This window comes from Methylobacterium brachiatum (assembly GCF_020523825.1).
GTDB lineage: Bacteria > Pseudomonadota > Alphaproteobacteria > Rhizobiales > Beijerinckiaceae > Methylobacterium > Methylobacterium brachiatum.
The window spans coordinates 23,429-35,199 of record NZ_JAJALK010000030.1 but is presented as its reverse complement, the minus strand read 5'-3'; the positions used below and the strand labels follow the sequence as shown (position 1 = coordinate 35,199).

Sequence of the window (11,771 nt, the reverse complement as noted above, 5' to 3'; positions counted from 1 at the left end):
CGTCAGGACAGACGCACGATCCCGCTCGCCTTCAGCTCAAAACACGTCGCCAGCCAAACCCCGGTGAATAAAGCGGGCTAGGGGTCGCTTGGCCATCAGCGCTCGCCGCGCAAGGCCGAGACTGATCCCGCGACCGGTGAAACAGAAACTCGCCGCAGGAGCTGCCGCTCGAGGCGAGAACGATGTCAAACGTTCGGAAGCCGGTCGTGCGGATTGTGCCGCGCGCAGTCCGGTCTGAGCACCCGCTGTTGACAGATCCTCCTCGCCCTGAAGGACGAGAATTCCCGGGGCTCACGCCACGGGTTCCTGTTTCATCGGGGCCGCACGCCGGGCCGAGCCCGGCGCGTCTGACGTCCCCTCCGCAGGCCATCGCCGGGGATCGGACCCGGCCCTGACCGCGTGCCCCGCGGCCAGGATGTTCTGCGACGCATTCGCGTCGCGGTCGTGGGTGACGCCACAGCCGTCACACGTCCAAGTCCGGACGTGGAGCGCCCGCTTCGGACCGACGACGCCGCAGGCCGAGCACGCGCGCGTGCTCGGGAAGAAGCGGTCGATCGCGACGAGATCGCGCCGGTACCACGCCGCCTTGTACTGGAGCATCGCAAGCAGCGAGCCCCAGGCGGCGTCATGGAGCGAGCGCGCCAGCCGCGTGCGGGCGAGCCCACGCAGGCTGAGCGTCTCGACGTGGATCGCTTGGTTCTCGCGGATCCACCGCGTCGAGAGTTTGTGGTGGTGATCATGCAGCGCGTCGGCGACGCGCGCGTGCAGGCGTGCCACCGCGGCCCTCGCCTTCTCCCGGTTGTTCGAGCCCTTCTTCTTCCTCGCCAGTGCCCTCTGTGCCCGACGGAGACGATGCTGGCGCTGACGCAGCCAGCGCGGGTTGGCGACCGACCCGCCGTCGGATGAGGCGGCCAGCGTCATCAGCCCGAGATCGATGCCGAGGGCCGGGCGCAGCGGCTCCGGCGCAGGAGGCGGCTCGACCGCGACCCGGAACGCCACGTGCCAGCGGCCCGCAGCGTCGCGCGAGATCGTCACCGACGACGGCGTGCTCGGCAACGCGCGCGACCAGCGGATCGCGAGCGATTGCTTCATCAAGGCCAGGGTCAGCTGACCGTCGCGCCAGCGAAACGCCGTCTTCATGAACGTCGCCGATTGCCGATCGCGCCGCGACTTGAACCTGGGCTTGCGCCCGAGGCGCTGGAACAACCGCGCATAGCCAGCTTCCAGGTGGCGCAGCGCCTGCTCGACCGGCACCGACGAGACTTGGGCCAGCCACGGCCACTCGGCCTTCCAAACGGGCAGCCAGCGCGACATCACCTTGAACGATACGCGCTCGCGGCGCTCGCGCCATGCTGCTGCGCGCTCGTGGAGGGCGCGGTTGTAGACCGCACGTACGCACCCGAAGGTGCGCCGGAGCAGGTCTGCCTGCTCCGGCGTCGGGTCAAATCGGTACCGGTAGCCCGCTGCAACTGCCATCTGGGCAGCCTAGATGTTCATGTTCCGTTCTGCAACGGAGCTGGTGCGCTTACATCCCCGGCGTGAACGCCGGGGCCTTTCGCCCACGTCAGGTAAGCCTGGCGGGCCAGCTCCCAATACAAATACGGGCTACACTTGTCGCATTCGGCTACACTGTAGCATTTTGCAACTTTATCAGAAACACGTCTTGTCACGCACTCCGTCCAAATAAGGCGATGTGCTAATCTTACAACAGCTTCATCCTGTGTTACTTTTCCGGATTGACTCGCTCGCGAGCAGCAATAGTCTAGGCTTACAGAACAGATGGTTCGCGCAATAGCGCCGCCACATAAGAACGAGGGAGGATACTGGCTGAGACCTCATGTCGGCTGATCTGATCAAGAGCCTGCCTCAGATCAGGTCGAACCGGCCCGCGAGGTGATCCGTCAGTCGTCTCTGACCTTTGCTGATGGCCGGGATCGCTCGCGCGAGCGCCCACCCCGTACAATTACCGGCACCGCGCTCGTGCCTACCCTGCCAACCGCAAATTTAAGGACGGTCGATGTCCAAGTCTTGAGCTTTCGCAGTCTCTTGCCCGGTTCCGAGACAGTATTTGTCCTGACCCGCATAGGTTCGTTTGATTATCGCCCCGCGTCCTAGCTTGAGCGAAGCGGCGAACCAAGATGTGCGGCTGGAATATTCGACTGCGCGTGCGGGCATCTGACAGGGGATCCTCGTCAGTTCGGTGGCAAGACCACTGAGCGCCTTTGTGCCGAGATCAGTTACCGGGACGGTGCGGATCTCTGCGCGTTCCTTTCGCAAACGGACTCGGCCGGCCGGCAAGCCGGCAGAGCGACGGACTCGGGCTACCGGCGCCCTCGCACGAACGGGATCGGCTCGAGCTTGGCCGCCAATGAGGCGGGCCCGCCAACGCGGCTTCGGCGCGCGAAGTTGTTCATCAACGCAATGGGGATTCGTGATGCGGTACACCAGCCTTGTTCTCGCCGCTGCAGGCCTGTTCGCTGCCACTACGGTGTCTGACGCCGCATCCGTTTCAGAGCCGGGCCAGACCATCGGGATCGCGGTCGCTACTCCGCTGCCGGACGGTCTCTACTTCATCAACACCTTCAACTACGGCCGGCGCAGCACGCAACCTGCCCATACCGATCTCGGGCTCAACATCCCTGTCCTGGTCTGGGCTACGCCGCTTCGCATCTTCGACGGACATTTCGGGTTGATCGTGGCCATGCCCAACGTCTGGGTCTCCAGCCCCGGAACGCGCACGCAGGGCGGCCTCACCGACTTCTTTATCTCCGGCATTGTCGCCTGGGATTTGGGCGGAGGTGTCGGCGTCAGCTACCTTTTGGCGGCCTATCTACCCTCGGGGACCAACCTCGACGCGGAGACGACCACGATCAACCAGCGGTTTGCCATCGGGTATACCGCTGATGGCTACAATCTCGCGGCCAACCTGTATTACGGCTCCATCGTCGGGCCCACCACGAAGAACGGAGCCATCTATCCGGATTACCTGAACCTCGATTTGACCGCGACGAAACATTTCGGGAAGTGGGAGCTCGGTCCCGTCGCGTTCGGGTCGACCGACCTCCCGACGCGGTTTTCCTCGTATCGCTCTCAGGGCCAAGTCGCCGTCGGCGGACTCGTGGGCTACGATTTCGGTCCCTTCACGGTGCAGGCCTATCTTACCCGAGACGTGATCCAACGGAATTATGGTGGTCGGGACACGCGAGGATGGCTGCGCGTCGTCGCCCCCTTGTATGTTGGTGATGCGGCTCCGGCTACGCCGGCGCCCCTCAGGTCACGGTACTGAAGGGTCGGGCTCTGCAAGGGGAGGGGCGTTCGCCAGAATGGCGTAGCCGGCACGGTTGGCCTCGCTATCAGGCTCAACAGCTTGGCCGCAGCAGTGCTGGTGAGATTATCGTGTGTGCGCGTAAGACCTCACCATACAGGGCGAGGATACAAGCGCACCAGCCACATTGCCGAACGGATCGCGAACAGCTACGCTGATTTGACGTCGTTCGTGGTGGGGTATCGGTTCGACTCGACGCCGGAGCAGGCGGACGTGCTCCGGCGCACTTTCGGCTGCGTGCGCGTGGTCTACCGCGATGAAAACGCCGCGCGGGTTATGCCCGCGCGCGGGGCCGAGGCTATTGCCGCGACGGGGGAGGCCGAGCCCCCGGGGACGCTAACGTGGGCGGATACGCCGTGCGTCGTCCCGGAACCCTCCTCGCTGCTCAGCAGCGCTGGAGACGAGACGTCAGGCGGGGTCATCAACCCCAAATGACGAAAAACCGAAAAGCTAGACGTTCACGACGTGTTCTGCAACGCGATGCGTTGCAGAAGGCGCTTGTATCCCCGCCCTGAGGGCCGAGGTCTTACGAGCCAATATGATCAGCAGGCGGCCAGAAATCGCGCCTCGCGCAGCGTTTGTGCCTACATGCTGGATCTCGAGACGTGTATACGAGTGCCCGAAGAACCGAACGGCCGAGCTTTGCTGAACGGGAGCTTCAATTTTGTGTGACGCTCAAATGCACGTCCTGATGAAAATGGCCAGTTCCAACGAAGTGGAGTTTGAGCGACGTGGGGCGCTCGGCCTTGTAACGCTGAATCGCCCCAAGGCGCTGAATGCTCTGACCCTCGGCATGATCAAGGCCATGCGTGCGCAGCTGCGAGCGTGGGAGGATGACGCGCGTGTCACGCGCGTGGTTGTTCAGGGTAGCGGCGGACGCGCGTTCTGCGCCGGCGGCGACGTCAGGCGCATTTACGAGGCGGCTCGCGCCGGCGAGCACGAGCTGATGTTCGAGATCTGGCGCAGCGAGTATGACCTCGTTGCCGCCATGGCCCGCTACGCGAAGCCCATCATCGCGCTTATCGACGGTATCGCCATGGGCGGTGGTGTCGGCATCTCGGTTCACGGCCGCTACCGGGTTGCCTCTGAGACTTACGCCTTCGCGATGCCGGAGGTCGGCATCGGCTTCATCCCGGATGTCGGCACCACCTACCTGCTACCGCGCTTACCCGGCCATAGCGGCACCTATCTCGCGCTGACTGGCAACAGGATCGGCCCGGGGGACGCCCTCGCGCTGGGTCTCGCTACGCATGCTGCGAACGCCGCGGACTTCCCTGCGATACTCGACGGTCTCGCCGAGGAAGGCCCGATTGACACGGTCCTTTCCGCTCACGCCGCCCCTTGGCCATCCGCTGGCCCGGTGGTGCTGGAGGCAGCCCTTCTCGACGCCTGCTTCTCGGCCGACAGCGTTCAAGCCGTCTTGGCCAACCTCGATGCGGTTGCCGGATCAGACTTCGCCTCCGCGACTGCGCGCACCATTCGCAGCCGCTCACCGACCAGTCTCTGCCTCGCCCACGAGCAGATGCGGCGTGGCCTCAGTTTGACCCTGCTGGAGGCGATCTCGACGGAGTACCGCCTGGTCACGCGGATTATGCGGGGCCATGATTTCTACGAGGGTGTGCGCGCCGTCCTGATCGACAAGGACAACCGTCCGGCCTGGCAGCCCGCCGCACTCGATGACGTCGACCGCACCGCGATTCTCTCCGCGTTCGAGCCCACTGGAGATCCGGAGCCGAATTTCGGGTGACCGCGAGCCGGGACGCGCCCCGCTGTGATCACGGCCTGCGTCCCTCGCCAGGCAGGAGCACCATCGAGAAGTACGGGGCGTCGTCGTCTGACTTGTCGGCGAGCCGCACGACGCGCTCGCCCGCCATCGTACCGCGCTCGACATAGACCGCGCGCTCGAGCAGCCCGGCCGCCGCCAGCGCGGCGCGCACCTTGGGCAGGTGCCGTCCGAGCTTCATGACGACCGCGGCGTCGGTCCCGCGCAGGCGTTCGGTAAGTGAATCGAGCGACAGAGTCGCCGGCAGAACCGTGAGAACGTCGTCGCCCCAGGTGATCGGGGTCCCCGCCCGGGTCCAGCAGCCGGACATGCCGGTCACGCCCGGCACCACCTCCACGGTGAAGCGGTCCTTCAGGCGCCGCCAGAGATGCATGAACGAGCCGTAGAAGAAGGGGTCGCCCTCCGACAGGATCGCCACGTCGCGTCCGGCGCCGAGATGGTCCGCGAGCTGCCCGGCCGCATCGTCGTAGAACGCCGCGAGCGCCGCGACGTAGTCGGGATGCTCCGGGTGGATCTCGGTGGTGTAGGGATAGGCCAGCGGCATCTCGCGGGCGGGATCGCGCAGGATCGCGTCCGCGATGGTGCGGGCGTTGCCGCGCTTCCCGCGCTTGCAGAAATGCACCAGCACCGGCGCGCGCATCAGGATCCGCTGCGCCTTCACGGTCAGCAGCTCCGGGTCGCCAGGACCCATGCCGACCCCGTAGAGGGTTGCCGTCCGTCCGGACATCACTCAGCCGGCGCCGCATCCGCCGGACGGGCGATGAACGCGACCTCCGGGGCATCACGCAGATCGAGATAGGCTTGCACGATCTCCGGCGACACGTCCTCAATCCGATCTGGCTTCCACCGGGGGGTGCGATCCTTGTCGATGACGACGGCCCGAACACCTTCGTAGAAATCATGGCCGTCGAGGATCCGGCACACCAGCCGGAATTCGAGCCTGAGGCAGTCCTCGAGGGAGCTTAGCTCCCGCGCGGCCCGCAGCGCGGCGAGCGAGATCTTGAGGCTGGTCGGTGATCGGGTTCGAAGGAGGGCGAGCACGGTGCCGGCCCACGCGTCGTCCTCGCGCGCCAGCGCGGCGACGATCTCTTCCAAGCTGTCGAAGCCGAAGCAGCGGTCGATGAGGGCGCGCCGATCCATGAGAGACGCTGTGTTGGGCGTTTCCGCATACGAGGTCAGGATATCGCCAATCCCTCCGGCATCGATATCGCTTTCCGAAGCGGTGAGCCGTTGAACGAGCCTGGGCACCTGCGCGGAGGGGATGAACAGATCGGCCAATCCGAGCGCGATCGCGTCGCCGACGCCGACGGACGCGCCTGTGAGCCCGAGATAGGTCCCACATTCCCCGGGAGCCCGGGACAAGAGCCAAGTCGCGCCGACATCCGGGATCAGACCGATCCCGACTTCCGGCATCGATAGGCGCAGATCCTCAGTGACGATCCGGTGGGACGCGTGCCCGGTCAATCCCAGTCCGGCCCCGATGACGATCCCCGACATAATCCCGATCACCGGACGCGTGCAGCGGGCAATCAGCGCGTCCAACACGTACTCGTCATGCCAGAAGCGCTGGGCCAATCCGTCCCGGCGTCGGCCGCTCGCATGCAGCATCCTGACGTCGCCGCCCGCGCAGAAACCCCGTTCTCCTGCGCCATCGATGAGAATTGCGCTGATCCCGCTCTCGACTTCCCACGTCGTGATTGCCGCGAGCATTTGGGCGACCATGCCAGGTGTCAGGGCATTCAACACCGCGGGCCGATTCAAAGTGAGATGCCCGAGCCGTCCGCTCCGGCGTATGCGCACCTCATCCGTCGGCTTGGCGGCCAATCCGTTCATCGCCCGACCCGAACCGGATATGACCTCAGACTCTGTTCGCGCCTCCACATGACGTCTGTCTGCCCGGCATTGCAGTTTTCGAAGCGTGAGACGACAAACAGTAGATCGGAGAGCCGGTTGAGATACGGGAGACCGAAATCGTCGGTCGCGGGCGGCCGATCGGCAAGTGGCAGACCGTCGAACCGGTTGGCCGCCTCGAACAGCGTGAAGAGATCCCGCTCGGCGCGTCGGCAGACGGTTCGCGCCACGTGTGCGAATGCCGCCGATTGAACGCCCCCTGGGAGGATCGGCTCCTTCAGCTGACCGAACTCGCTGTTGAGCGCTGCGACGAGCATCTCTAGCCGCGCGAGGTGATCTGGCGACAAGCGCTGCGTACCGGGGCCCCTGATCTGAGCACCGAGATCGCACAGATCATGCTGGACCAGCGATAGAAACGACCGGATCTTATCGGATCCCGACAGCGCGATCACGACACCGATCCAGCTATTGAGTTCGTCCACTGCGCCGAGGGCCTGGATGACGGGATTATCCTTGTCCACGCGTAACCCATTATCGAGGCCGGTCTGGCCATGGTCACCAGCGTGGGCCGCGATTTGCGAAAGCCGAGAACCCGTCATCTGACCCTCCCACAGAGTATCCGCGAGCGACGTTGATGTCGTATCCTGAAGAGGGCGACGGGGCACTGGGGCCTAAGCGCAGCTCACGATCTGAAAGACGCCGAAGTCCTCCTAGAAGACCGGCGTCTCCCGATAGGTACCCCAGACCTTCTTCAGCGTCTCGATGATGTCACCCATAGTTGCCCCCGAACGGACCAGCTCGATAGTGATCGGCATGATGTTCTGCGCCGGATCCTTAGCCACCGCCACGAGCTGCTGCAGGAGCAGGTCGAACTTCACCGGATCGCGCTCCTGCCGGACCCGGCGGGTGCGAGCACATTGCCGGTCTGCGGTGGACTGGTCGTAGGGGTGCGTCTCGATCTTCGGATCCGGGGTGTCGTCGACGAGGCGGTTGACGCCGATCACGGGCTTCTCGCCGGTCTGCTTCCGGATCGCGGTCTCGTAGGCGAAATCCGCGATATGCTTTTGGAACCACCCCTCTTGGATGAGCTTCAGCGTGCCGCCGCGCTCCTCCACCTCTTTGAGGATCTCGAAGATACGCTTCTCGTACTCGGTGGTCAGGCTCTCGACGTAGTAGGAGCCGCCGAGCGGGTCTGTGACCTGAGTGACGTTGGTCTCCTCCGCGATGACCTGCTGGGTGCGCAGGGCCATGCGCATTGCGTCCTCGGTGGGGATGGCGAAGGCCTCGTCGTAGCCGTTGGTGTGCAGCGATTGGCAGCCGCCGAGCACGGCTGCGAGCGCCTGCATCGAGGTGCGGACCACGTTGACCATGTACTGCGGCTTGGTGAGCGAGGCGGCCGCCGTCTGACAGTGGAAGCGCAGGCGCATCGATTCCGGGTTTTTGGCCCCGAAACGCTCCTTCATGATCTTGGCGTAGCAGCGCCGCAGCGCCCGAAACTTGGCGATTTCCTCGAAGAAGTCCGCCTGGCAGACGAAGAAGAAGGCGAGCCGCGGCGCGAAGGCGTCGACCGGCATACCGGTCTTAAGCACCTCGTCGACGTAGACGATGAGGTTGGCCAGCGTGAAGGCCGCCTCGTGGAGCGGCGACGACCCGGCCTCGGAGATGTGGTAGCCCGAGATGTTGATCGGGTTGTAGCGCTTCATGTGCTTGGCGCAGTAGGTGATGCAGTCGCGCACGATCCGGACCGACGGCTCCACCGGGAAGATGTACTCCTTCTGCGCCATATACTCCTTGAGAATGTCGGCCTGGATGGTCCCCGAGAGCTTGTCGAGGTCGTAGCCGCGTTTCTCTGCCAGGACGATGTACATGGCGAGCAAGATCCAGGCGGACGGGTTGATGGTCATCGACACGGAGATTTCTTCCAAGTCGATGCCGTCGAACAGCGCCTCCATGTCGGCGAGCGTGTCAATCGCCACGCCCTCGCGCCCGACCTCGCCCTCGCTCATCGGATGGTCGGAATCGAAGCCCATCAGGGTCGGCATATCGAAGTCGGTCGAGATGCCGGTCTGGCCCTGTGCGATCAGGTACTTGAAGCGCTTGTTGGTGTCCTCGCCGGTGCCGAAGCCGGCGATCTGGCGCATCGTCCAGTTCCGCGAGCGGTACATGGTCGGGTACGGACCGCGGGTGAATGGGTAGCGGCCGGGCAGCCCGATATCCTCGATCGGCGTCTCGGCGGCGTCAGCGGCCGTGTAGACGCGCTTCACCGGGATGTCGCCGAGGGTGAAGAATTCCGGCTTACGCTCGGCCTGCTTCTTCAGGAAGGCGCCGACCTCCTTCTGCTCCCACTCGGCCTCCTCCGAGCGCAGCGCCTCGACGGTTTTCCGATCGATGAGACTGGTCATGTCGGTGCTCCGGGTTCGTGCTGTGGCGCAAGGGCCTGTTCGAGGAGTTCGGTGGCAAGGCCGTAGGGATCGCCGGCGCGGGCGCTGAGGCGATCGGCCAGGGGCTCGACAACCTGCCGCGCGCCGCGGGTGAAGCGCTCGACCAGCAGGTTCTCGGCGGTCTTCTCCAGGCGGAAGCGGGCGATGGCGTGCCGGCGCTGTGCCCCGGTCTCGGTCTCGAGGGCGACGCGGCGGTGATTCTCGATCGCCGCCATCAGGGTCTCGAAGCCCTCGCCCCTGTAGGCGGACAGCCCGATCACCGGAATGCGCCACTCCGCATGGCGGGCGGTCAGCGCGCCGAGGGTGAGCATCTGCTTCAGGTCGGTCAGGGTGCGGTTGGCGTCGCTGCGGTCGCATTTCGACACGAGGTGAATATCGGCGATCTCCAGAATCCCGGCCTTGATCGCCTGGATCTCGTCGCCGAGGCCCGGAGCCGAGACCACGATCGTCGTGTGTGAGGCCCGGGCGATCTCGACCTCGTCCTGGCCGACCCCCACCGTCTCGATGATCACGGTGTCGAAGCCCGCCACGTCGAGGATGTCGACGGCGTCGAGCGCCGCGCGGGCCATGCCGCCCATGGCGCCCCGGGTCGCCATGCTGCGGATGTAGACGCCCGCGTCGCAGACATGGTCGGCCATCCGGATCCGGTCGCCCAGGATGGCGCCGCCCGAGTACGGACTTGACGGGTCGATCGCCACGACGCCGACCTTCTGGCCGGCGCGGCGCAGATGGGCCGTGAGCGTCGCCACGAGGGTCGACTTGCCGCTGCCCGGCACGCCGGTGAGACCGACGATATGGGCGCGACCTGCCCGACGGTAGATCTCGGCGAGCGCCGGGCGCGCCTCCGGGGAACCGGCCTCGGCCCGGGAGATCATCCGCCCGATCGCCGGCACCGCGCCGGCCGCGACGCGTTCGACGAGATCGCTGGAAGGGGTCACGCGGCACCCCGATCGGCGATCTGCGCGTGCATGTCGCGGAACACCGCCCGATCGTCGATCACCCGGCGGGCCTTGAAGTCGGTGCGCGGGAAGGTGTTGGCTGCCAGGATCTCAGCCTGCGCCCGGAGGCCCAGCATCTTCTGAAGCCGGTGGCACGTGTCGCGGCGGAACGCCTCGACGGCCTCGGGACCGCGGGCGAAGATGCTGTCATCCGCCTCGACGCGCAGCAGCAGCTCGTCCATCGCCGCCTGGCGGCTGATGACGATGCGGTGCTCGCCGCCGTAGCCGGCGGTCGCGTTGAGCGCAGCGTCGATCTCACTCGGATAGACGTTCTCGCCGCGGATCGTGAACATGTCGTCGATCCGGCCGAAGATGCCCTGCGGCAGGCTGGGATAGGTTCGCCCGCACGGGGTCGGGTCGTCGGTCCACAGGGTCAGGTCGCCCGAGGCGAGCCGGATCATCGGCTGCGAGGTGCGCTCCAGGTGCGTGTAGACCGGGGTGCCGCGGCTGCCGTAGGGCACGCGCCGCATCGTGGCCGGGTCGCAGACCTCGGTGTAGACCACGTCCTGCCAGCAGAGCATGCCGGGAGTCTCGGCGGTGCCCGAGACGTTCATGAACGGCGACATCTCCGCCATCGAGCCGCAATCGAACACCTTGGCGCCGAATGCCTCGGCGATGCGGTCGCGCACGCCGGGGATGGAAGCGCCGGGCTCGCCCGAGAAGAACATGATGCGCAGGCCGAAGCTGCGCGGGTCGAGCCCCTCCTCGCGAGCGACCTCGGCGAGGTGCAGCGCGTAAGTGGGCGTACCGTAGAAGGCCGCGGGTTTGAGGCTCGCGAGCCACTGGGCGCAGCGGGCGGTCATGCCGGGCGCGCCGGCGCCGAACGGGAAGGACTGGGCACCCAGCCGCTCCGCCCCGGCAAGCGCCCCCCAGCTGCCCATGTACAGGCTGAGGATCGCGGCGACGCAGACCATGTCGCCCGGCCGGATCCCCATGCCCCACATGATACGGGCATGGGCGTTGGCGATGGCGTTCCAGTCGTTGCGGCCGATGGCGAAGGCGGTTGGGCGACCGGTGGTGCCGCTCGTGCCGTGGATATGGAAGATCTCTCGGTCCGGCACGCAGAGATAATCGCCGAAAGGCGGGGCCGCGTTCTGCGACGCCCGCAGCTCGGCCTTCGTGACCACCGGCACCCGATCCTCGAAATCCTCCAGGCTCTTCAGTTGGCACGGGTGGAAACCGGCCTCATCCCAGCGTCGACGGTAGAAGGGAGCGTTGGCGTAGGCGTAGCTACAGACCTCGCGAAGGCGGCCCAGTATTGCGGCCTCGCGCTTCCCCGCTAGCATGGTCTCGCGCTGGGGGAACCAGTAGCGGCTGTCGTCCGCCGGAAAGTAGCTGTCGTCGTAGGCGGTCGGGAAGGTCCAGGCTTCCAT

10 protein-coding genes are annotated in these 11,771 nt (G+C 65.8%); 3 read left to right on the top strand and 7 right to left on the bottom strand.

From position 1 onward, the window contains the following. Nucleotides 1-291: 291 nt before the first annotated feature. Complete coding sequence (locus LGR69_RS30875; RefSeq protein WP_230368468.1) at nt 292-1,476, bottom strand: RNA-guided endonuclease InsQ/TnpB family protein; 1,185 nt, start codon at nt 1,474-1,476, stop codon at nt 292-294. Between the two features lie 958 nt (nt 1,477-2,434). Between LGR69_RS30875 and LGR69_RS30870 the strand changes: the two genes are divergently transcribed. The 3 genes from LGR69_RS30870 to LGR69_RS30865 all read left to right on the top strand — a co-directional run bounded on the left by LGR69_RS30870 (nt 2,435) and on the right by LGR69_RS30865 (nt 5,072). Then, nucleotides 2,435-3,286: a transporter gene (locus LGR69_RS30870; protein WP_230368467.1), complete on the top strand. Its 852-nt coding sequence runs from the start codon at nt 2,435-2,437 to the stop codon at nt 3,284-3,286. Nucleotides 3,287-3,379: 93 nt separating this feature from the next. Continuing rightward, on the top strand, nt 3,380-3,760 hold the full coding sequence (locus LGR69_RS32295; protein WP_412768918.1) for a helix-turn-helix domain-containing protein: 381 nt from the start codon (nt 3,380-3,382) through the stop codon (nt 3,758-3,760). A 244-nt stretch (nt 3,761-4,004) separates the two neighbouring features. Continuing rightward, nucleotides 4,005-5,072 carry an enoyl-CoA hydratase/isomerase family protein gene (locus LGR69_RS30865; RefSeq protein WP_230368466.1) on the top strand — a complete coding sequence of 356 codons (1,068 nt, stop codon included), beginning with the start codon at nt 4,005-4,007 and terminating at the stop codon, nt 5,070-5,072. Between the two features lie 28 nt (nt 5,073-5,100). Here LGR69_RS30865 and LGR69_RS30860 read toward each other — a convergent pair whose 3' ends face one another. The 6 genes from LGR69_RS30860 to LGR69_RS30835 all read right to left on the bottom strand — a co-directional run bounded on the left by LGR69_RS30860 (nt 5,101) and on the right by LGR69_RS30835 (nt 11,771). Continuing rightward, nucleotides 5,101-5,835 (bottom strand): precorrin-2 C(20)-methyltransferase, encoded by a 735-nt coding sequence (locus LGR69_RS30860; protein ID WP_230368465.1) that lies wholly within the window; start codon nt 5,833-5,835, stop codon nt 5,101-5,103. Beyond that, on the bottom strand, nt 5,835-6,941 hold the full coding sequence (locus tag LGR69_RS30855; protein ID WP_230368464.1) for an enoyl-CoA hydratase/isomerase family protein: 1,107 nt from the start codon (nt 6,939-6,941) through the stop codon (nt 5,835-5,837). The genes LGR69_RS30860 and LGR69_RS30855 overlap by 1 nt, the downstream gene beginning before the upstream one ends. Beyond that, nucleotides 6,938-7,558, bottom strand: a complete 621-nt coding sequence (locus LGR69_RS30850; protein WP_230368463.1) for a cob(I)yrinic acid a,c-diamide adenosyltransferase — start codon at nt 7,556-7,558, stop codon at nt 6,938-6,940. Before LGR69_RS30850 ends, LGR69_RS30855 begins: the two co-directional genes overlap by 4 nt. 111 nt (nt 7,559-7,669) lie before the next feature. After that, nucleotides 7,670-9,361: a methylmalonyl-CoA mutase family protein gene (locus tag LGR69_RS30845; RefSeq protein ID WP_230368462.1), complete on the bottom strand. Its 1,692-nt coding sequence runs from the start codon at nt 9,359-9,361 to the stop codon at nt 7,670-7,672. Then, nucleotides 9,358-10,338: a methylmalonyl Co-A mutase-associated GTPase MeaB gene (gene meaB, locus LGR69_RS30840; protein ID WP_230368461.1), complete on the bottom strand. Its 981-nt coding sequence runs from the start codon at nt 10,336-10,338 to the stop codon at nt 9,358-9,360. Before meaB ends, LGR69_RS30845 begins: the two co-directional genes overlap by 4 nt. Continuing rightward, entirely contained in the window at nt 10,335-11,771 is a 1,437-nt protein-coding gene (locus LGR69_RS30835; protein WP_230368460.1) for a phenylacetate--CoA ligase family protein, read from the bottom strand. The genes meaB and LGR69_RS30835 overlap by 4 nt, the downstream gene beginning before the upstream one ends.

Bases quoted from the DNA above. Each gene is read 5' to 3' on its own strand.
- LGR69_RS30875 (WP_230368468.1), bottom strand. From the start codon at position 1,476: ATGGCAGTTGCAGCGGGCTACCGGTACCGATTTGACCCGACGCCGGAG.
- LGR69_RS30870 (WP_230368467.1), top strand. From the start codon at position 2,435: ATGCGGTACACCAGCCTTGTTCTCGCCGCTGCAGGCCTGTTCGCTGCC.
- LGR69_RS30865 (WP_230368466.1), top strand. From the start codon at position 4,005: ATGCACGTCCTGATGAAAATGGCCAGTTCCAACGAAGTGGAGTTTGAG.
- LGR69_RS30860 (WP_230368465.1), bottom strand. From the start codon at position 5,835: ATGTCCGGACGGACGGCAACCCTCTACGGGGTCGGCATGGGTCCTGGC.
- LGR69_RS30855 (WP_230368464.1), bottom strand. From the start codon at position 6,941: ATGAACGGATTGGCCGCCAAGCCGACGGATGAGGTGCGCATACGCCGG.
- LGR69_RS30850 (WP_230368463.1), bottom strand. From the start codon at position 7,558: ATGACGGGTTCTCGGCTTTCGCAAATCGCGGCCCACGCTGGTGACCAT.
- LGR69_RS30845 (WP_230368462.1), bottom strand. From the start codon at position 9,361: ATGACCAGTCTCATCGATCGGAAAACCGTCGAGGCGCTGCGCTCGGAG.
- LGR69_RS30835 (WP_230368460.1), bottom strand. From the start codon at position 11,771: ATGGAAGCCTGGACCTTCCCGACCGCCTACGACGACAGCTACTTTCCG.